This window comes from Undibacterium sp. GW821-FHT11H02, assembly GCF_058808015.1.
This window is the reverse complement of the sequence record NZ_JBXARG010000020.1, coordinates 21,960-42,318: the sequence shown is the minus strand read 5'-3', so window position 1 is coordinate 42,318 and position 20,359 is coordinate 21,960. Positions and strand designations below refer to the sequence as shown.

The 20,359-nt window shown below is 46.1% G+C and carries 17 protein-coding genes; 10 read left to right on the top strand and 7 right to left on the bottom strand.

Annotation, left to right across the window (positions count from 1 at the left end; translation table 11 throughout):
* Window positions 1-123 precede the first annotated feature (123 nt).
* On the top strand, window positions 124-588 hold the full coding sequence (locus AC1RR2_RS17405; RefSeq protein WP_493223544.1) for a cache domain-containing protein: 465 nt from the start codon (window positions 124-126) through the stop codon (window positions 586-588).
* Between the two features lie 98 nt (window positions 589-686).
* On the opposite strand, the gene AC1RR2_RS17400 is transcribed toward AC1RR2_RS17405, so the two are convergent.
* Together AC1RR2_RS17400 and pepN are read right to left on the bottom strand one after the other, a co-directional pair.
* On the bottom strand, window positions 687-1,700 hold the full coding sequence (locus AC1RR2_RS17400) for a class 1 fructose-bisphosphatase (protein ID WP_493223543.1): 1,014 nt from the start codon (window positions 1,698-1,700) through the stop codon (window positions 687-689).
* A 197-nt stretch (window positions 1,701-1,897) separates the two neighbouring features.
* A complete protein-coding gene (pepN, locus tag AC1RR2_RS17395) occupies window positions 1,898-4,567 on the bottom strand; it encodes an aminopeptidase N (protein WP_493223542.1) in 2,670 nt (889 codons plus the stop codon).
* Window positions 4,568-5,016: 449 nt separating this feature from the next.
* Here pepN and AC1RR2_RS17390 point away from each other — a divergent pair, with 449 nt between their 5' ends.
* A complete protein-coding gene (locus AC1RR2_RS17390; protein ID WP_493223541.1) occupies window positions 5,017-5,736 on the top strand; it encodes a DUF4136 domain-containing protein in 720 nt (239 codons plus the stop codon).
* A 142-nt stretch (window positions 5,737-5,878) separates the two neighbouring features.
* Here the strand turns inward: AC1RR2_RS17390 and AC1RR2_RS17385 are convergent, their stop codons facing one another.
* The 3 genes from AC1RR2_RS17385 to AC1RR2_RS17375 form a co-directional block, all read right to left on the bottom strand.
* Window positions 5,879-8,092: a DUF1631 family protein gene (locus tag AC1RR2_RS17385; protein WP_493223540.1), complete on the bottom strand. Its 2,214-nt coding sequence runs from the start codon at window positions 8,090-8,092 to the stop codon at window positions 5,879-5,881.
* A gap of 147 nt (window positions 8,093-8,239) precedes the next feature.
* On the bottom strand, window positions 8,240-8,392 hold the full coding sequence (locus AC1RR2_RS17380; protein WP_493223539.1) for a hypothetical protein: 153 nt from the start codon (window positions 8,390-8,392) through the stop codon (window positions 8,240-8,242).
* Between the two features lie 187 nt (window positions 8,393-8,579).
* Window positions 8,580-9,476, bottom strand: a complete 897-nt coding sequence (locus tag AC1RR2_RS17375; protein ID WP_493223538.1) for a DMT family transporter — start codon at window positions 9,474-9,476, stop codon at window positions 8,580-8,582.
* Window positions 9,477-9,647: 171 nt separating this feature from the next.
* Between AC1RR2_RS17375 and AC1RR2_RS17370 the strand changes: the two genes are divergently transcribed.
* Window positions 9,648-10,169: a GNAT family N-acetyltransferase gene (locus AC1RR2_RS17370; protein WP_493223537.1), complete on the top strand. Its 522-nt coding sequence runs from the start codon at window positions 9,648-9,650 to the stop codon at window positions 10,167-10,169.
* 3 nt (window positions 10,170-10,172) lie between these two features.
* Here AC1RR2_RS17370 and AC1RR2_RS17365 read toward each other — a convergent pair whose 3' ends face one another.
* Both AC1RR2_RS17365 and AC1RR2_RS17360 read right to left on the bottom strand, forming a co-directional pair.
* The gene (locus AC1RR2_RS17365; protein ID WP_493223536.1) at window positions 10,173-11,012 is read right to left on the bottom strand and encodes an alpha/beta hydrolase; all 840 of its coding nucleotides are present in this window, start codon (window positions 11,010-11,012) and stop codon (window positions 10,173-10,175) included.
* Window positions 11,013-11,698: 686 nt separating this feature from the next.
* The gene (locus AC1RR2_RS17360; RefSeq protein WP_493223535.1) at window positions 11,699-13,300 is read right to left on the bottom strand and encodes a helicase HerA-like C-terminal domain-containing protein; all 1,602 of its coding nucleotides are present in this window, start codon (window positions 13,298-13,300) and stop codon (window positions 11,699-11,701) included.
* A gap of 257 nt (window positions 13,301-13,557) precedes the next feature.
* On the opposite strand from AC1RR2_RS17360, the gene AC1RR2_RS17355 reads away from it, so the two are divergent.
* The 7 genes from AC1RR2_RS17355 (at window position 13,558) to AC1RR2_RS17325 (ending at window position 20,199) form a co-directional block, all read left to right on the top strand.
* Complete coding sequence (locus tag AC1RR2_RS17355) at window positions 13,558-14,283, top strand: YebC/PmpR family DNA-binding transcriptional regulator (protein WP_493223534.1); 726 nt, start codon at window positions 13,558-13,560, stop codon at window positions 14,281-14,283.
* A gap of 84 nt (window positions 14,284-14,367) precedes the next feature.
* Window positions 14,368-15,642 carry a phosphoribosylamine--glycine ligase gene (gene purD / locus AC1RR2_RS17350; protein WP_493223533.1) on the top strand — a complete coding sequence of 425 codons (1,275 nt, stop codon included), beginning with the start codon at window positions 14,368-14,370 and terminating at the stop codon, window positions 15,640-15,642.
* Window positions 15,643-15,808: 166 nt separating this feature from the next.
* A complete protein-coding gene (hemF, locus tag AC1RR2_RS17345; RefSeq protein ID WP_493223532.1) occupies window positions 15,809-16,708 on the top strand; it encodes an oxygen-dependent coproporphyrinogen oxidase in 900 nt (299 codons plus the stop codon).
* Window positions 16,699-17,427, top strand: a complete 729-nt coding sequence (nadD, locus tag AC1RR2_RS17340; RefSeq protein WP_493223531.1) for a nicotinate (nicotinamide) nucleotide adenylyltransferase — start codon at window positions 16,699-16,701, stop codon at window positions 17,425-17,427. The genes hemF and nadD overlap by 10 nt, the downstream gene beginning before the upstream one ends.
* Window positions 17,428-17,500: 73 nt before the next feature.
* Window positions 17,501-18,214: a ribosome silencing factor gene (gene rsfS / locus AC1RR2_RS17335; RefSeq protein ID WP_493223530.1), complete on the top strand. Its 714-nt coding sequence runs from the start codon at window positions 17,501-17,503 to the stop codon at window positions 18,212-18,214.
* 147 nt (window positions 18,215-18,361) lie between these two features.
* Entirely contained in the window at window positions 18,362-19,495 is a 1,134-nt protein-coding gene (locus AC1RR2_RS17330; protein ID WP_493223529.1) for a sensor histidine kinase, read from the top strand.
* Window positions 19,492-20,199: a LytR/AlgR family response regulator transcription factor gene (locus AC1RR2_RS17325; RefSeq protein WP_493223528.1), complete on the top strand. Its 708-nt coding sequence runs from the start codon at window positions 19,492-19,494 to the stop codon at window positions 20,197-20,199. Before AC1RR2_RS17330 ends, AC1RR2_RS17325 begins: the two co-directional genes overlap by 4 nt.
* The last annotated feature ends 160 nt before the right edge of the window (window positions 20,200-20,359 follow it).

The window sequence follows — 20,359 nt, the reverse complement described above, 5'->3', positions numbered from 1 at the left end:
TTGAATCGAAGACTTTCAACACTCACAAGTCTGCTGATTCTGCATGAGCTTAAACATTTCACTTGTCATTTATCAATTTGCCGATACAATAAAACTCAACATTACTTATAGAAAATTCGCATCATGTTTAAGCTTTTTGTCGCACTCTTCATCTGTATTTTCTGCTCGATTGAGGCTACGCTTGCCGCCGATCTGAATAAACCTGAAGAAGCAGTCGCTATGGTCAAGAAAGCAATTGCACATTACCAAAAATTCGGCAAAGAAAAGACCCTGGCCGAAGTAAGCAAATTAAAAGGACCGTTTGTTGACAAAGAGATGTTTACCGTCATTATGGATGCAAAAGGCGTGGTACTGGCCCATGGCTTCGAACACAAAATGATAGGGAAGAACATTATGGAAATGCGCGACCATGAAGGTACCGCTATGGTCAAAGATATGTTTCGGATCACCAAAGACAAGAATAGCGGTTGGACGCATTACAAATTCCCCAATCCTATGACCAAAGCAATTGAACCCAAATCTACTTATGTTGAAAAATTTGATGGTTTAATGTTTTTCTGTGGAATTCATACTTCTAAATCACCGTAGTTGAAAATATTTACCGGTTTCTATTAAAAATTCACCTGTCACTTAAGCATGTATTAGGTGCGATTGCATTTCGCAAATCGCACCTATATTTTCTCAATTTAGGCTTCAGAATGTTCAGCGTGATAACGTGTCACCAATTCCACTTCATTTTTCGACCCCAAAAACACTGCGACTCGCTGATGCAATGAGCTAGGTTGAACATCTAGCATACGTTGCTTACCGTCAGTTGATGCGCCACCTGCTTGTTCAACGATCATGGACATAGGATTGGCTTCATACATCAAGCGCAATTTGCCAGCCTTGTCCGGTTCACGCTTATCGGCTGGATACATGAAGATGCCGCCGCGATGCAAAATACGATGTACGTCCGCCACCATCGACGCGATCCAGCGCATATTGTAATTTTTATTGAGTGGGCCGGTTTTACCTGCCAGCATTTCGTCCACATAACGTGTGACTGGCGGATACCAATGGCGCACATTTGACATATTGATCGCGAATTCTTGCGTGTCCACTGGGATTTGGATGTTGCGTTCGGTCAGGACCCATGAGCCCATTTCACGATCGAGCGTAAAGCAATTGACGCCATTACCGGTAGTGAAAATCAACATGGTTTGCGGACCATAAATCGCATAACCCGCCGCCACTTGTTGAGACCCTTTTTGTAAGAAGTCTTGTTCTGTCGGTGTGCCCATGCCTTCGGGTGCTTTCAGGACAGAAAAGATAGTACCGATCGACACATTCACATCGATATTACTGGAGCCATCGAGAGGATCGAACAAGAGCATGTATTCGCCTTGCGGATAACGGTTAGGAATAGGATGGATAGTTTCCATTTCTTCCGATGCCATCGCCGCTAAATGGCCGCCCCATTCATTCGCCTCTAACAGAATTTCGTTCGACAAAATATCGAGTTTCTTTTGCACTTCGCCTTGTACATTTTCTGTATGCGCCGTACCTAAGACCTCGCCCAGTGCACCTTTACCAACCGCGTGACTAATGGTTTTACAAGCGCGTGCTACCACTTCAATTAACAGGCGTAGTTCGGCAGGGATACTATTATTGAGCCTTTGCTCTTCGACCAAAAAACGGGTCAGACTAATGCGTTTCATATTCTTCCTTCTTTAAAATAAATCTTACAAAAATGTACTATTCAAAATTCGCGCTGACGATACCAATCGCGCTTATCGCAGAGATCGACCATCAAGATCTACTATTTCTTAGGGCGGGTGCAACCCGCGCTGCTCACGTGCTCTATGGTCAGGCGGCGCGGGTTGCACCCGCTCTACATTTACGACATCGCATAACATTATGCCGCCAAAGCTTTCGTTACCACTTCTAAGACATCCTTCGACAAATTCTTGGTCGCTGCTACTTTTTGCAAAGCCGTTTTCATTAAGGCTTGATTCGCTTTTGGATATTTGGTCCATCTATCCAAACTGCGAGACAAGCGCGCCGCGACTTGCGGATTGAGTTTATTCAATGCAATCACGCACTCTGCCCATAAAGCATAACCACTACCGTCAGCCACATGGAAGCGCGCTGGATTGGCATTACAAAAAGCGAAAATCAAGCTCCGTGCACGATTCGGATTACTCATGCTAAAAGCCTTGTGCTGCATCAATGCGCGTACTTGTTCAACATCCGCTGTTGGGGCAGTTGCTTGCAGCGTGAACCATTTGTCGATCACAAGTGCTTCGCTTTCAAACTCTTTATAGAAGTGTGCTAACACTTGTTTGCGTGTCTTGCTATGCGCTTTATCCAAAGCGGAAGAACAATGCAGCATCGCGCTCAAAGCGGCGATCCTATCAGTCATATTCTCCGCTTCTTGATACTGGGTATGCGCTAACGCATAAGTTGCTGCGTCTGGCCACTCGACTAAATACGCTAAAGCGCAATTCTTCAAAGCACGCTTACCCGCAGATTGCGCATCAGGACTGTATTTGCCTGGTGTTAAATTATCCTGATAGGCTTGCAGCAAATCTGCCTTCAAATGCTGCGCTAACGTCGCGCGCACAAATTGACGTGCGGTGTGAATACTATGCGGATCAGCGATTGCCATTTCTTCAGCAATCATGACTTCAGACGGCAAGGTCAACACTAATTCACGGAAGGCAGGATCGAGATGTTGATCGTTTAAAGTCTTACGCAAAGCTAGTATGAACAAATCATCTAAGCTCAAGGCTTCACCCTTTTGTACCGCACTGACTAAGCCCAACAAACGGCGCATCGCCAATCGTTGTCCCGCTTCCCAACGACAGAATGGGTCGCTATCGTGTGCTAACAAATGCGCTAATTGCTCGTCGCTATAATCGTATTCCAAAATCACCGGCGCAGAAAAATTGCGCAAAATGGATGGCGTAACTTCACGATCAATATTGGTGAACACGAAGCTTTGCTGCGCTTCTTTTAATTCCAAAATCTTGGTCGTAGCAATCGCAGATTCACCTTGCAATTGCAAAGCAATATCGTTTCCTTCTGCATCGATTAAGCCAACGGCGACTGGAATATGAAAAGGTAATTTTTTTGCTTGCCCTGCCGTTTTAGGACAAGATTGACTCAAGTTCAACGTATACGTTTTTGCATAGCCGTCGTAGCTAGCATGCGCCTTCACACGAGGTGTGCCAGCCTGGCTGTACCAACGCTCAAACTGCTTGAGGTCGCGACCATTTGCATCTGCCATCGCCGCGCGGAAATCGTCACAAGTCACCGCTTGTCCATCATGGCGCTGGAAGTACAAGTCCATGCCTTTGCGGAAGCCGTCATGACCCAGCAAGGTGTAATACATGCGCACCACTTCTGAACCTTTTTCGTACACAGTCACCGTGTAGAAATTATTGATCTCCACAAAAGAATCTGGGCGCACAGGATGTGCCATCGGACCTGCATCTTCCGGGAATTGCAATTGACGCAGTACGCGTACGTCTTCGATGCGTTTGACCGCACGCCCGGTCTCGTTACCAACCAGATCACCAGAAAATTCTTGATCGCGGAAGACCGTCAATCCTTCCTTCAAAGACAATTGAAACCAGTCGCGACAGGTGACGCGATTGCCCGTCCAGTTATGAAAATATTCGTGACCAACTACCGATTCAATACCCGCATAATCCGTATCGGTCGCCACGCGAGAATTCGCTAGGACGTACTTGGTGTTGAAAATATTCAAGCCCTTGTTTTCCATCGCGCCCATATTGAAATCGCTAGTGGCAACGATCATGAAGCGATCGAGATCAAGTTCTAAACCAAAACGCTCTTCATCCCAACGTATACTGTTTTTCAGCGAATCCATTGCGTGTTGCGTTTTGTCGAGATTGCCCTCTTCGACCCACACTTGCAGTAAAACTTGACGGCCGGATTTGAGCTTGAATTTTTCTTCTTGGCAAACCAGCTTGCCAGCGACTAAAGCGAACAGATAAGACGGCTTCTTGAATGGGTCTTCCCACTTTGCATAATGGCGACCATCGCCGAGATCACCTTGCTCTATCAAATTACCATTCGACAGCAAGACGGGATACCGCTTCTTATCACCGCGTAACATCACGGTATAGCTCGCCATCACATCCGGACGATCTGGAAAATACGTAATTTTGCGGAAACCTTCAGCTTCGCATTGTGTGAAAAAATTGCCATTAGAAACGTACAAGCCAGACATCGTCGTATTTTTGTCGGCGGCAATCGCAGTTTCGATTTCCAGTGTGACTTGATCTGGTGCATTGCTAATCACCAGCCGTTCTTTACTCAGGGTATAAGCTGATTTCTTCAGGTTCACACCATTCATGCGCAATTGCAGCAGCTTGATATCTTCGCCAAATAGAACCAAATCTTTTTCAGCGCTATCGTGGTTACGTCGCATCGTGATACGCGTCGCGACATGAGTACGTTGCGGATGCAAGTCGAAGCCCATTTCTACAGTATCAACCCAAAATCCAGGGGCAACATAATCTTTACGATAAATCGTAAGGGGTGCGGCTGGGGACATGTCTTGTGCTGGTTTTCGCATAAATTGAACTCACATCAAAAATGAAGCCACAGAAACTGGTGTGGTCAGCAGGATAAGAAATAAATCCTGTATTTTACCAAGCACGGGGGAAGGATGGGCTTTTAAAGTCGAATCTAAGCCGAGAAAAGCGCAAAATTCCCACTCAAATAACAAACAGTGCCCGGATAGAATAAGCTGAGCATAAGGCATGCAAAAATCGGTTTGTATGAAGTAGTAGACGATTCCGCGAAAGTGGTATGCAATCATGTTTTCTCCAGGCATCACCGTTACAAATTATCACAGACTTTTCTACCAGACAGGATCATGATAGAGTCGCAACATTTCACGAGCTTGGAAGAATTCTGCCTACCTAGTACTATCCGCTAACAACGACGTAAATTGAAGCAAGAGTGAAGCACATCGCGCAAGCGATACCGGAGATGAATACCATGAATATTTTTAGTAAACGCTTATTTTTAATCAGCTTAATCTGCTGCACAGCAGCACTCACAGGATGTGCCAGCACGTTTTCCAGCAAAATCAGCACCGTCAATCAATTGCCAGCGAGTTTTGCGGACAAAACCTATAGCTTGATCGAACATCCTGAACAAGGCAAAGAGCCAGAATATCTGCATGCCAGTGACGATGTAAAAGCGCGTTTGCGTGAACTGGGTTTTACTGAGGTGGAGGGTGGAAAAGCGGCGTTGAAAGTTAATCTGCAATTAGTGTCGATACCGGGCAATGCTCACGTCTCATCACCATTTGGATCTACCAGCTATATTGTCACACCATCGGGCATGATCATTCCAATGGGCGGTTTTGAACCTTATCGCTTTTATCCAGGTTTTATCCGCCCGCCTTATCGGTTCTACCCACGCGCCCTGTTCTATCCGCGCTATTTTGAGCCGTTTTACTCTGCCTATCCGTTTGGCCGCCGTTTTGATCCTATCTATGGTTCACAGCTTGATGTACGTCAGTACTTTGATCATGGTGTAGAGATCACAATTTCCGAAGCGACTTCTGGAAAATTACTCTACTCAGTCAAAGCAAAAACAACGCAAAACAATGTAGAAATTGATCCCTATATCGCTTTGCTAGTTGAAAGCGCGCTCCGTGAATTTCCAAATAAAACTGGCGACAGCCACATGGAAATTCATCTGGAGAAATAGTACAAAAAAAATCTGCAATGACGCACAAGCAAAAATCCCAGTACTGAATCAGCACTGGGATTTTTTTTGAGCTGTTTTTTGAGCTGTTTTTTTGAGCTGTTTTTTTGAGCAGTCTAATTGCCGCTTTTCTCGGCTAAAAATTCTAGGCAGATAACTCGCGCAAAGCATATATCAGAGCGCGATCTACCAAAGAGTTTGCCAAAATCGTACTGACTGAGCCTGTACGATATTTTTCTTCCAACTCTTCTGCAGAAATAGAAAACGCTTGATGCCCCTGACGATTAGCAAAAATAAAGCTAGTGCGTTTAGGGCTAATCCAAGCCAATTTATAACGATTAACTTGTTCATTCTCGTCGCAAAAATCAAGCCAGATTCCACGCTCCAAACTGACGACCTGTTTAGTAGCTTCATCATCAGTATGGGCGACCTTTTCTTGCACAAAGCGATCGAGACGACGATTACTGGCGCGCTGCGCGATATTGACTGCAATTTCTAATTGTCGGCGTGGCGACAGTTCCAAAGGTGCCCGTGCCATCGAAGCATGACGCTCCGCCAATTTTGAGAAGAACAAAACACGATCAGGCTCGTCCCAACGAATCGCATTCAACCAGGCATTCAACAACGTCAGCATGGCAGGCAACTTCGCGATCAATTCTTTGCGCTCTTCCGAGCTATTCTTAGGTTTCAGACTCCAGATCAAATCGTCCATCGTCTTTAAAGCATTTTCTAATGCGTGCGGTTTTTCATCTTTCACGCTATGAGCAATCGTCAATATCCTTATCCACTGCTCTTGCAAAAAGACTTCAAGAAAACCTGCAACTTCCCCAGTCTCTACCCGAATCGCCACATCATGTTCGGCGAATTCACGTGCGACCCGCATTTTCTCTTCGCTTAAGGCCGTTTGCACAGGCTGACTAATTACTTCCTGGGCTTTAACTTCTTCGTCTTTAAGGTAGTTTTCCAGATCAGAGACGACATCAGAAAATAAATCTATACGTTCATCAAATTCAAACTGTACCCGCTCTATCACGTCGCCAATGACCCCCAATAGAGGATCTGATTGCGCTGCTTCATTGTCGAGAATAATGCCAGAGCTACCCAAAATATCCATCAGGGTACGTGCCGGATGTGACTCGCGGAAAAAGAAATCCGCATCTTGCAAGGCCACGCGCAAAATCGGTATCTGTAATTGCGAGATCATGGTCTTCACATCATCGCGTAAACTGGGATCAGAAAAAATATAATCAAATACGCGCGCTAATAGTTCCACCGTATTGCGTTGTATCAGACTCAAACTATCGGCCGATGGTGCGCGCAACACTTTACGCAAACGCGATTCAAATTGCGGTGCAGCGGCATCGTTCTGTGCAAAGTCTTTTTGCATCTCGACCAGATTAGCAAAGAATTGCTGATCCACCGTGGCTTTATCCAAGGGGGTATCTTCATCATCCAAATCTAATTGATTGAGTAAAGTATCGCTACCCGACGCCAGTCCATCCAAGCCATCTGCCGATGGCAATTCAATTTGCCCAGAGAAAACGCGTTTCAATTTATCTTGCAAATAAGGATCTAGACTGAACAGGCTTTGCGCTGGCAAGTACGCTAAAACGCCGCCCGAGCTATCAAAATTATCATCCACACCAGGATGAATTCCACGCGCCATCAACTCCTGATTGATTTCATCCAAGATAGGCGTTAATTGTAAAAATATGGCAGGTTGCAGCAGACGTAGCACAATTAAATGCGAGGCTGAATTTGGATCTAACTCCATCCACGCTTTATGCACGGCCGTGATAAAAATCTCAGGCCGAAAAGGATTTTGTGAGATATCAATCGGCATGCGATTCAAAATACGACCGATCAAGCTATTGAGTAAGACCAGCGATTCTGCATTTAAAACTTCCAAAGATTGGCTGGCATTGCGCAGCAAAATTTTGCTTTCCATCTCTTCGTAAGTTTGCGCCGTTGTATCTAACAACTGACTATCTTTCTTCACCCGTTTTCTGGTGTTGAACACGCTCACTTCTTTGATGAGAGCGGTGTTTATATGTCCTGCGACTAAACGGTAGAAGGAAGTGCTATTGCGCTTCACTAATTGATACGCCTCAAAACTGATTTTGGCTTCATCCGGACGCACAGCCTGATCAGACAATTTAAATAATGCATCTGCCAAACGTGTGGAAAATGCCTCCAATTGTGAAGCCACTAAATTAGTTGCCAAGGGCACCATATTTTGTAAGATCAAGAGACGTGATGCATTCGAAGTCTCCGCTTTCTTACTTGCGGTGCTGGCAGTCGGGCTTGCAGGTTTGAGGGATTTGTCTGCCGCAACCGGCATTAGTGGGATAGTGTCCATATTTCAATTCAACTTGTAGCACGTTATAGCAAGCAATGCAGATAAAAAATGCCGATCCAATCAATTACTTTAGCTAGATTAAGGCGTGTAGACATCGTATTGCGATCACTTATTCAAACTTGGTCGGTTTATGCTGGTCACAAAAAATTACAAACCATGGTAAGCCTCAGTTGCAAAGGTAATCGCAACAATCACAGCAACCGCAAATAAAAGCACTAGTAACAAACGACCAAATTTAGGGCTACCGTCATCGGTACGCTTATTTTCATTATCAGTTTCAATTTGTTTTTCTTCAGTCATAGTATTGGACAGTCTTGACTGTCTCCAAATATCGGATTGGTGAGGCAAACTACATAAAGATTCAGTATATGTTGTTTTGCTTGTATTAGACTAGTCCGTAGCATTAATCTGGTAAGCAAACTAACAAAAAGAAGTATTTAGACAGGTTTTAAGGGCGATATATCAGAACTCAAGCGCCAGAGTTGCCTCATTTTCTACTCAGTAAATACATGCCAAAAATCACTAAACTGGCACCAGCAATTTGCCAGCTACTAATCGCCTCATTCAAAAACACAGAGCCTAAAATTAAAGTTGAAACTGGTCCTATCATGCCCGCTTGAGAGGCACTTGGCGCACCAATACGCTTGACCGCAAACATCGTCAAAAACACAGGAAATACCGTGCAGACAATGGCGTTTACTAAAGATAAGGATAAGACTTGCGCGGGCTGAACTAACATACTTGCAGGACGCAAAAGAAAGAACTGCGCGATACAGGCCAGGCTGGAAACACACATAGCATAAGAAACCAGACGCAAAGACCCTATGCGTGCCACCATTTCACCCGACTGTATCAAGTAAGTCGCATAGGCAATCGCCGAACCCAGTACCAATCCTGCGCCTAGTATGACTTGCTGACCATTGAACGATAAATCATGCAAGAAAACTAAAACGATTCCCAGATAAGCAATCAGCAAAGACAAGTATTCGATGGGACGTATTTGACGTTTAAACCACAGCACATGGATGAACAAAACGAAAGACGGCGTCAAGAACAAAATCAAACGTTCCAAGCCGGCTGAAATATATTGCAAACCCAAAAAATCTAAAAAACTCGATAAATAATAGCCAACCAAACCCAGAGCCAGCAGACGCCAACGATCCGCTGCACACAAAGGCGGATGGCGCCAGGCCTGCCAGATCGCGATAGCGGCAAATACAGGCAAAGAAAATAGCATACGAAAAGCAATCAAGGTCACCGCATCGACCTGATAACGATAAATCAATTTTGCAACGATGGCTTTAGCAGAAAACAAAATGGCACCGACAATCGCTAAACTTAAGCCTGTCAAATGATTGCGGCGCTGAGCGGCGGCTTGATCCAAAACAGTTCCTGACAAAGAGATAGATGATCACAAAATGAGGCTGAGTTATACCATTTTTTCAAATACCTTGAGTTAGCCTGCAAACTGACTAGTTTAAGTAGCCGATCGACTCCGTTTTCATTTATGCTTATTTTTTTATGCGTACCATCATTATTTGAAACCAAGCCTACTATGGATAAGAACACTCGGCATCAACTACATCACGCCGTACTAAGCGACTTCGACGGCATCAAAGCACTCTATCAAAGTGTCGCGCGGCAAGGTGGAGGTATTGCCCGGACTGAAGATGAAATCACTGACGACTATATCCGCCACAATTTAGTTAGCTCAATTTCACGCGGCATCTGCTATGTCGCGAAAGTAGATGAACAAATCGTCGGCGAGATACATGCCTATCCCCCCTTCCCTAAATTATTCGCCCATATTTTGTCTGATCTTACGATCGCGGTGCACCCTAAGTTTCAAGGTACCGGGGTTGGACGCGCGATATTCAGCGCTTTACTGGATGAGGTAAAGCTACACCGCCCACATATCTTGCGGGTCGAACTATTTGTGCGCCAATCCAATCTCAAAGCGATCGCTTTTTATCAAAGCTTAGGATTTGAGATTGAAGGCCATTTTCAACAACGCGTGCGCCGTCCCGATGGCGACCTGGAAGCGGATATTCCTATGGCGTGGATACGCCGAGACTAATATCTATTTCTTTACGGGTTCAGGTGCAAACAATTGACGAAACGCAAGCAAAGCGGCGGGATGATATATAGTCGCGTGCGTCTCTTTTGCAAAGTGTTCGTAGGTCCAGTTCAGAGCTTGCGGTTTTTTCATTGTCAACATCTCAGCAAAATTCTTAATCACTTGCTCCATGCCACGCTGTCCGCTGCTAGCAAAATACAGGTTCTTCGCGAGCAAAGGCTGCGCCTGCAATTTTTCCGCAAACTGCTTGGTCAAACGCTCATCGTTCCACCACAAGCTAGGATCTATCGCGATATAGGTCTGGAACATATCTGGCGTGTGAAACAAGGTTTCTATCGTGAATAGCCCCGCCAAGGATTCGCCAAGCAATGCGCGCTCTTGCGTAGTGCGATAACGCTGTTCGATTGCGGGAATTAATTCCTTAGTCAAAAAACGGCGATAAGCTTCAGCCCCGCCCAGATTCGGAATCGCTTTTTTATCTAATTCACTTTCACTAGGTCCGGTGAGATCACGACGTCGCACCGTATTTTCTATCCCCACCAAAATAAACGGTCGCATCGTTCCATTTGCCATCGACACCTGCATCAGCCCTGCAATATGTAAAAAATCTTCAGCGATACCACCGTCTGGCATATAGATCACGGGATAAGATTTTGATTGATCTTGTTGATAGCCGTCGGGTAAATAGACATTGATGCGTCTGGTTTCTTGCATGGTTTTGGAGGCTAGCTCTAGGGATTCGCCTATGACTAGGGGTTTGACGGTGACTTGGGCTGTTGCGGTGGATGTGATTGTTAGGCTTGTGGTTAATAGGATTATGGTGATTAGTTGTTTGATGTGCATGGTGTTCTCTCAGCTTGATCCTTGAATTGTAGATTATCGTTGGTTTTATCTATTTAGTTTTTTCTGTTGATTTACTGCCTGTAGGTCGGGAGTGGCCCGACAGCCACTCCCTTTCTTTGCTTCGCCAAAGAAAGGAAGCAAAGAAAGGCGACCACGCTGCCACTGGCCTTCGGCTTCCCAATTGTGCAGGACAAAAAATGGGAAAGCTTCGAAACTCGCTTCGCTCAGACAACGAAGCTTTCTTTATCCATTTTCTGTCCTGCACAATTAGCAGTGTCAGAAGTGGATGAAAGTCAAAAGCAACACCAACATCAAAACAATCAGCATCGACGGTTAATCATTTTTCGTATAGCAGTTGTAGGTCGTTGCTTTTGACCTACCCCCGTTTAAGACGATGTAATTTGTGCTTCACAGAAAATGGATAAGAAAGTGTTGTTGTCTGAGCGTAGCGAGTTTCAACACTTTCCCATTTTTTGGGATGCACAAATTATGCTGAAGCGTAGCGTAAGCACCCCGTAGGGGCGAGTCTACGGTCGCCTTTTTTGGATTACCTTTTTTGGCGAAGCAAAAAAGGTAATTGGCTGTCGGGCCACACCCGACCTGCAAACGCCAAGCATGCGAACATCACATTATCGCCGAACCTATCACTCCCCAAACAGCACCAACTTACATTAGCAAGTTAAAAATTAGCGCTTCTTCATAATTGACCCCAACACCCCACGAATAATCTCACGCCCCACTTGTGAGCCTATAGTGCGCACAGCTGACTTCACCATAGTCTCAGCCACATTATCACGACGACGTATGCCAGATCCACCAAATAAATTTCCAAACATTCCACCTAAAGCCCCGGCAATACCGCCGCCCTCAGATTCTTGCGGCGCCGGTTGCTGGGGTTGCGGTTGCGAAGCTGGCTGTGTTGAATGTGAGCCACGCCCCCAAGCTTCATTGTCATTTGCGACTGGTGGCGTAGTTGAGCTCGCTGGTTCCGAATTTTGATTTACACGTCCTTTAATTTTTTCGTAAGCAGATTCACGATCAATCGCTTTCTCGTACACACCTGCGACGATAGAACTCGCCATGATGGCTTTTCTTTGTTCTGGTGTGATCGCACCAATTTGTGATGCGGGTGGTACGATAAATCCGCGTTGAACTATGTTAGGACGCCCCTTTTCATCTAAGAAAGAAATCAAGGCCTCGCCCACACCTAATTCGCTGATCACCGCTGCGGTATCTAATTCAGGATTTGGCCGGAAGGTTTCGGCGGCTGCCTGCACGGCTTTCTGATCACGTGGTGTGTAAGCACGCAAAGCGTGTTGTACGCGATTGCCCAATTGTCCCAATACCGTATCGGGAATATCAAGCGGGTTCTGCGTCACGAAATACACACCCACACCTTTAGAACGTATCAGGCGCACCACTTGCTCGATTTTTTGTAGCAATACTTTGGGTGCTTCATCGAATAAGAGATGCGCTTCGTCGAAGAAAAACACCATCTTAGGCTGCTCAACGTCACCTACTTCCGGCAGGTTCTCATACAACTCGGACAGCATCCATAACAAAAATGTTGAATACAACCGCGGTGATTGCAAGAGCTGATCAGCCGCCAAGATATTGATAAACCCTTTACCGCTAGTATCGGTTTGCATCATGTCGTCAAGATTCAACATAGGCTCGCCGAAAAATTCTTCGCCACCTTGTTCGGCCATTGCTAGTAAAGCGCGTTGTATCGCACCTATGCTGGCAGCTGAAATATTGCCGTATTCGGTTTGAAATTCCGATGCGTTATCACCCAGGTACTGCAACATGGCACGTAAGTCTTTAACATCCAACAACAACATGCCATTGTCATCGGCGATCTTAAACGCCAATTGCAACACGCCCTCTTGGGTTTCATTTAGATTCAACATACGGCCTAACAGCAGAGGACCGAGATCAGAGATAGTCGCACGCACCGGATGACCTTGCTTACCGAAGACGTCCCAAAAGGTCACAGGACAAGCTTGCCAGGCTGGTGCGGCTACCGCCAACATGTCTAAGCGTTGCTGCATCTTAGGCGACAATTGCCCTGCCTGAGACATGCCGGACAAATCACCTTTGACGTCGGCCATAAACACCGGTACACCAATATCAGAAAAAGACTGCGCCAAGACTTGCAGAGTAACGGTTTTACCGGTGCCGGTTGCGCCAGTAATGCAACCATGACGATTCGCCCAATCAGAAAGCAAATGAAGATCAAAAGTTTGATTTTTCGCAATAGACTTCGCGACTAAGAGGGGTTTTGACATGATTTGCCCGAGTTTAAAATGAGTAAAAAGAGATAATTATTCAGATCTACATCGAAAACTTAGCTTATCCTCGCTGTCCGACAAAGTCAGGGACGGTTTTGCCTAAGTGCTCTATGTTAGAATAGCGGTCTTCATTATAAAACCAATCCTTTGCAAAGTTTCCATCGCGACATGTCTGAATTGTTAGCGAATGATAAAAATTGCCGTAAATAAGCATCAATCAATGCAAAGTATTGCCAATTTTAGAAAGAGCAATCATGGCAGGACATAGTAAATGGGCCAACATTAAGCATAAAAAAGCAGCCACAGACGCTAAGCGCGGCAAGATCTGGACGCGCTTGATTAAAGAAATCACGGTAGCAGCGCGCATGGGTGGTGAGGACGTCAACTCCAACCCGCGCTTACGTTTGGCCGTCGATAAAGCAGCTGACGCGAACATGCCAAAAGAGAACGTCACGCGAGCGATACAACGCGGTGCCGGTACTTTGGAAGGTGCCAACTATGAAGAAATTCGCTACGAAGGCTATGGCATAGGTGGCGCAGCAATTATCGTTGACTGCATGACTGATAACCGTGTGCGTACGGTGGCTGAGGTGCGTCATGCTTTCAGTAAATTTGGCGGCAATATGGGGACAGAAGGCTCAGTAGCGTTTTTGTTCACCCACTGCGGTCAAATGTTTTTCGCACCGGGCACAAATGAAGATGCCTTGATGGAAGCAGCTTTAGAAGCGGGTGCTGACGATGTGATTACCGACGACGAAGGCGGTATTGAAGTCACTTGTCCACCACACGATTTATCAGCGCTTAAAGATGCCTTAGAAAAAGCAGGCTTTAAACCAGAAGTTGCGGAAGTTGTGATGAAGCCTCAGACCGAAACCGTATTCACAGGTGACGATGCGATCAAGATGCAAAAGATTATTGATGCATTAGAAAACCTCGATGACGTACAAGAGGTTTTCACCAACGCCATCCTAGAAGACTAAGGCCAAGACTTTAGCAATTTTGTATTGCCTGAAAATGGCATAGCAAATCAAGATCAATTGACACTTAAGTTCAAGAGTAAAAAAATGAAAATTCTCGTAGTCGGCTCCGGTGGGCGTGAACATGCGTTGGCATGGAAATTAGCACAATCAGAACGTGTACAAACCGTGTTTGTAGCGCCAGGCAATGGTGGTACGGAATTGGACAAAAATCTCAAGAATATCAATATCAGTGATCCACATGCATTAGCAGAATTTGCTATTCAAGAACACATAGGCATTACGGTAGTCGGTCCAGAAGTACCATTGGCAGCTGGCATCGTAAATACCTTCCGTGACAAAGGCTTAAAAATTTTTGGCCCGAGCAAAGAAGCCGCACAATTAGAAAGCTCCAAAGATTTCGCCAAAGCCTTCATGCATCGCCACCACATTCCAACGGCGGAATACCAAACTTTCTCTGATCTGCAATCTGCTCACGACTACTTAAATCAAAAAGGCGCACCTATCGTCATCAAGGCCGATGGCCTGGCGGCAGGCAAAGGCGTTGTCGTTGCGATGACAGCCGAAGAAGCGCATGCTGCAGTCGATATGATGTTGTCCGACAATAAGCTGGGCGATGCGGGTGCCCGCGTCGTGATTGAAGAGTTTTTAGCAGGTGAAGAAGCCAGTTTCATCGTCATGGTCGATGGTAAAAACATTTTGCCTTTAGCGACCAGCCAAGATCACAAACGCTTACTCGACGATGACCAGGGTCCGAACACAGGCGGCATGGGCGCTTACTCCCCTGCACCTATCGTGACACCACAATTACATGCACGTGTCATGCGCGAAATCATACAGCCCACCGTCCAAGGTATGGCGAAAGATGGCATCGTGTTCACTGGTTTCTTGTATGCGGGTTTGATGATTGATGATCAGGGTAATCCTAAAACTCTTGAATTTAATTGCCGTATGGGCGACCCAGAAACGCAGCCAATTATGTCCCGCCTGAAAACGGATTTAGTCACTGTCATGGAACACGCAGTCAACGGCACGCTGGATACGATAGAACTAGAGTGGGATAGACGCACAGCGATGGGCGTCGTGATGGCAGCAGCTGGCTACCCAGACTCGCCGGAAAAAGGTGCGGACATCACGGGCATCCCAGCAGAAACCGCCGATTGCATCACATTCCACGCAGGCACTGCACTCAATGGCGGCAAACTCAGCGTAACGGGTGGTCGCGTTTTATGCGTGGTCGGCTTGGGTGATTCGGTCAAAACAGCACAAAAGCATGCTTACGATGTGGTTGAAAAAATCCAATTTAAAGGCGCGCAATATCGTAAAGATATTGGCTGGCGTGCACTGAATCGCAAGCATTGAGTCTAAGCACTGATCACAAACATCTAAATTAAAACCTCTCAACACAGAGACACAGAGACACAGAGGAACGACAAGAGAAAAACAAAGCAATCAAGGACACTCTCTTTTGCTTTTCCTCCTCATCTCTGTGCCTCTGTGTTGAGAGGTTTAAAGAATTTCATTAATCATGACCGACGCTAATTCCGTTAAAGAGTATTTACTAGGCTTACAAGCTTCCATCGTTGCGGCTATGGAGGAAGTCGATGGCTGCCGTTTTATTACCGATAGCTGGGAACGCCCGGAAGGTGGTGGCGGGATTTCACGTGTGATTGAAGAAGGCACTGTATTTGAGCGTGGTGGTGTGAATTTTTCCCATGTCATGGGGAAAAACTTACCGCCATCAGCTGCTGCAAGCCGTCCAGAATTGGCGGGTCGTCAGTGGGAAGCAATGGGTGTCTCTTTGGTACTGCATCCACGCAATCCTTATGCGCCGACTGTTCACATGAATGTGCGCTTTTTCACTACCTACGCCGAGGGCAAAGATCCCGTTTGGTGGTTTGGCGGCGGCATGGATCTGACGCCGTATTACGGTTTTGAAGAAGATGCTAAGCACTTTCATCAAACCTGCAAAGATGCCTTAACGCCATTTGGTGCCGATTTGCACCCACGTTTTAAAAAATGGTGTGACGAGTATTTTTATCTCAAACATCGCAAAGAAGCGCGCGGCGTGGGTGGCATTTTCTTTGATGATTTTAATGAGCAATCGTTTGAGCAAAGTTTTGCGATGACTAAGAGTGTTGGTGATAGTTTTGTCAAAGCCTACCGCCCTATTCTCGAACGCCGCAAAGATCTCGCTTATGGCGAAACCGAGCGCGACTTCCAGGCCTACCGTCGTGGCCGCTATGTAGAATTCAATCTGGTATTTGATCGCGGCACTTTATTTGGCCTGCAATCCGGTGGTCGTACTGAATCGATCTTAATGTCCATGCCACCGATCGTCAAATGGCGCTACGACTGGAAGCCTGAAGCAGGTAGTGCAGAAGCCAAATTGGCGACTGACTTTTTGGTGCACAAGGAATGGGTGTAAAATCCGCTCCTTCCGATTCTGCAGCAGCAACAAGGATCCAACGCTCGGTGTTGGTCTTTGGCGGTAGTTTTGATCCCGTCCATAACGGACATGTCGCACTGGTGCAGCATTTTGCAAAGCTGCTCAAGGTCGACGAAGTGCGCTTAGTTCCAGCTGGCCAACCTTGGCAAAAAGCGGGTTTAAAAGCAAGCGCCGAACAAAGAATAAAGATGTTGGAATTGGCATTTGATGAGCAATTATCTGTGCCCTACAGCATAGACCAACAAGAGATAGAACGTGCCGCTGCGCAGATACCCAGCTACACGGTCGATACTTTAACTAACATGCGATCTCAATGGGGTAATGCTCAGTCAAATGAGGAGATCGCGCTTATTTTGCTAATTGGTGCCGACCAATTTCACAATTTCGCAACGTGGAAAAACTGGCAACAAATTTTTAAATTGGCACATATCGTCGTTGCCGCAAGACCTGGCTACAGCTTGCAACTCGACACATTACCCAGCGAATTTGCCGCGCTCTGGCAGCAAGCAAATGGCGCTATTGAAGATCTTAAGCAATGCTCTTTTGGCAAAACCTGGCTAGAAACTGATCTGGCTTGGGATATTTCTGCAACACGAATTCGCAACGAATTGCAGCAACAAGGGCAAACCAGGGAAACCACCTCGCTAATTCCACGCAAGGTGTTAGACTACCTTCAAAAGCAACAAATTTACGATTAATTGGTTCGGCTTTATTAGCATCATTATTTAGCTTCACACCGAGATTCAAAAAAATTCAGATAGATAGGCAATTATGGATATTAAAAAACTGCAAACTTTGGTCTTCGACGCATTAGAAGACGTTAAAGGTCAAGACATACAAATCTTCGACACCACCGAAATCACCAGCCTGTTTGATCGCGTTTGCGTGGTCTCTGGTACTTCTAACCGCCAAACCAAAGCACTCGCTGCGGCAGTGCGTGATAAGGTCAAAGAAAACGGCGGCAATATCGTCGGCATGGAAGGCGAAGGTACGGGTGAGTGGGTACTGGTCGATTTGGGCGATATGGTTGTTCACATCATGCAACCTGCGATCCGCGCTTATTACCGTTTAGAAGAGCTGTGGGGCGGCAAAGAAGTCAAAATGGGCGCAGCGAAGCGTACCTCGAAAATGACTGCGGGTCCTATGGACGAAGAGAAACCAAAACGCTCACGCTCGAAAGCAGCACCTGTTGAAGTGACGCCAGATATGATGGCAATACAAACGACTTTGGAAGATGAGAAAAAACCTGCACGCAAACCACGCGTCAGCAAAGTAGCGGCTGAGTTAGCTGGTGACAAGCCTGCACGTAAAGCAGTAACTAAGCCACGTGCCTCTGCGACGGGTGATGCCGCAGTGAAGAAACCACGTGCAGCGAAGATCCCTACCGGTGCTCGTGTCAAGGTGGCATCGACTAAGACTGCTGCTGCGTCATCGAAAGAAGCGGCTGCTAAGAAAGCAACTACGCGTCGTAAAACTGCTGAGTAATTGTCATTGCAAGAAATCTTGTAGAGAACGGGGAATAATCATCGCGGTTATTCCCCATTTTTCATGGATCATCAACACATATTTACCGCTTGCTGAAAATGCCTAATGGTGAGCGATCACAGCATCAAGCCAGCTTGCACGAGCCCTATGGAAACATCACAAACTAATGCTAGAACCAATGCAATTGCGATGACGATTGCTGAGCAAAGCATGTTTAGCGGCTCATCGCGCAACTATTGGCTGGCGCAAGCCATAGGCTGGACCGTGTTTTGTGTCTTCATGATATTGACCACGTCCGCCAACAAAGGCGACAACTTCATTTCCTTTACCGTCGCTAAATTATTCTGCGCCTTCGTAGGTTTTCTGCTGTCGCATCAATGGCGTGCCTATCTGAAAAAGAAACGATGGTTTGTGCGCAAAGAAGCCTTTCCGATCGCGAAAATTTTTTTTGGACTGCTACTTATTTCCATCATCCAATTTGGCGTGGTGATCTTTGCCGACTGGTTCTTCAGAGACGGCGATATTTTTAAAGGCGACGAAGCCTGGTGGTTACTGACTTCGCTCCTGATTTTCTTATGGTTCGTGGTTTTTTTGGTTTGGACTTTATGCTACGCGATTGCCCATTCCCAGCGTAAACTGGTCCAGTTTGAATTGGAAAAACTCCAACTTGAGCTCAACGTCAAAGATGCAGAATTGCGAGCTTTGCAGGCACAAGTGAACCCGCATTTTTTCTTTAATAGCCTAAACACTATTCGTGCTTTGGTATTCCAAGATCAACAAGCAGCAGCCCATGCGATCGGACAACTAGCCGGCATGATGCGCCACAGCTTAACTGCTGGCCAAGCACAAACAGTCAAACTAGCAGATGAAATCAAAGCTGTAGAAGCCTACCTCTCCATGGAAAAATTGCGCTTCGAAGAGCGCTTACAGTTTTCCTTGCAAATCGACACCTCGTTGGAGAACTTGGCTTTACCGCCAATGATTTTACAAACCTTGGTAGAAAACGCGATCAAACATGGTGTCGAAGCCAGTATGGCACCGTGTGAAGTCCAATTACTCGCCAGACGTATTCCCACTGGCGTCGAAATCATCGTTGCCAATCAAGGCAAACTCAGCACCAGCAGCGAATCCACACAGCTAGGACTACAAAACGCGAGAAAACGATTATCTCTACTGTTCGGCGAACTAGCCTCATGTGAGCTTTTTGAAGAGGACGATCGCGTCAAGGCGCGCATTTACTTACCTGACGACACGCAATTCGACAGAAAGGCTACTGTATGAAGGTCATGATCATCGACGACGAACGCTTGGCTCGTGAAGAATTGAAGCGCTTGCTCAAGCAACACGCGGAATTAGAAGTGGTGGCAGAAGCAGCCAACATCGTCGAGGCACAAGAATTAATCCGCAAAACGGAGCCCGATTTGATTTTCTTAGACATACAGATGCCCGGTGGAACAGGCTTTGATTTATTACAAAGTTTAGATGACACTCCTGAAGTTATCTTCACAACCGCATTTGATCAATACGCGCTTCGTGCATTTGACGTCAGCGCTCTCGATTATTTACTCAAACCGATAGAGCCAGCGCGCTTCGCACAAGCCGTGCAGAAAGCGATGCTTAAAATTAAGTCGGGTGACGAGCAAACAAGCTTAGCATCCGATGGAAAAGTATTTATCAAAGATGGTGAGCGCTGCTGGTTTGTCGCTTTAGATCAAATCGCTTTATTCGAATCAGAGGGCAATTACACTCGTGTCTATTTCGATCAACAACGACCATTAATGCTGCGCTCATTGAATCAATTAGAAGCCCGACTCGACGCCAGTAAATTCCTACGCGTCAGCCGCAGCCAAATCGTCAACATGGCTTTTGTGGAAAACATGGTCACCAATACGTCTGGTGGTATGACGCTCACATTAAAAGGCGATCTCAAAGTCAGCATGTCGCGCCGTCGTGCTGCTGAGTTTAAACAAGCTAATCGGCTGTAGAAATTTCGTGATTGTTTCGCATTTATAATGTGACGAGTCTTTTATACAGTTACTTACGCAAGTCCCCTCTCCCGCAAGCGGGAGAGGGCTAGGGTGAGGGTAGTTCAGCGACAGCAAAGTGTTTGAATACCACTAAACAGGGCGAATTTTTAAATATTTG

Excerpts from the sequence above, each read along its gene's own strand:
- AC1RR2_RS17405 (WP_493223544.1), top strand. The coding sequence starts at position 124 with ATGTTTAAGCTTTTTGTCGCACTCTTCATCTGTATTTTCTGCTCGATT.
- AC1RR2_RS17400 (WP_493223543.1), bottom strand. The coding sequence starts at position 1,700 with ATGAAACGCATTAGTCTGACCCGTTTTTTGGTCGAAGAGCAAAGGCTC.
- pepN (WP_493223542.1), bottom strand. The coding sequence starts at position 4,567 with ATGTCCCCAGCCGCACCCCTTACGATTTATCGTAAAGATTATGTTGCC.
- AC1RR2_RS17390 (WP_493223541.1), top strand. The coding sequence starts at position 5,017 with ATGAATATTTTTAGTAAACGCTTATTTTTAATCAGCTTAATCTGCTGC.
- AC1RR2_RS17385 (WP_493223540.1), bottom strand. The coding sequence starts at position 8,092 with ATGGACACTATCCCACTAATGCCGGTTGCGGCAGACAAATCCCTCAAA.
- AC1RR2_RS17380 (WP_493223539.1), bottom strand. The coding sequence starts at position 8,392 with ATGACTGAAGAAAAACAAATTGAAACTGATAATGAAAATAAGCGTACC.
- AC1RR2_RS17370 (WP_493223537.1), top strand. The coding sequence starts at position 9,648 with ATGGATAAGAACACTCGGCATCAACTACATCACGCCGTACTAAGCGAC.
- AC1RR2_RS17365 (WP_493223536.1), bottom strand. The coding sequence starts at position 11,012 with ATGCACATCAAACAACTAATCACCATAATCCTATTAACCACAAGCCTA.
- AC1RR2_RS17360 (WP_493223535.1), bottom strand. The coding sequence starts at position 13,300 with ATGTCAAAACCCCTCTTAGTCGCGAAGTCTATTGCGAAAAATCAAACT.
- AC1RR2_RS17355 (WP_493223534.1), top strand. The coding sequence starts at position 13,558 with ATGGCAGGACATAGTAAATGGGCCAACATTAAGCATAAAAAAGCAGCC.
- purD (WP_493223533.1), top strand. The coding sequence starts at position 14,368 with ATGAAAATTCTCGTAGTCGGCTCCGGTGGGCGTGAACATGCGTTGGCA.
- hemF (WP_493223532.1), top strand. The coding sequence starts at position 15,809 with ATGACCGACGCTAATTCCGTTAAAGAGTATTTACTAGGCTTACAAGCT.
- nadD (WP_493223531.1), top strand. The coding sequence starts at position 16,699 with ATGGGTGTAAAATCCGCTCCTTCCGATTCTGCAGCAGCAACAAGGATC.
- rsfS (WP_493223530.1), top strand. The coding sequence starts at position 17,501 with ATGGATATTAAAAAACTGCAAACTTTGGTCTTCGACGCATTAGAAGAC.
- AC1RR2_RS17330 (WP_493223529.1), top strand. The coding sequence starts at position 18,362 with ATGGAAACATCACAAACTAATGCTAGAACCAATGCAATTGCGATGACG.
- AC1RR2_RS17325 (WP_493223528.1), top strand. The coding sequence starts at position 19,492 with ATGAAGGTCATGATCATCGACGACGAACGCTTGGCTCGTGAAGAATTG.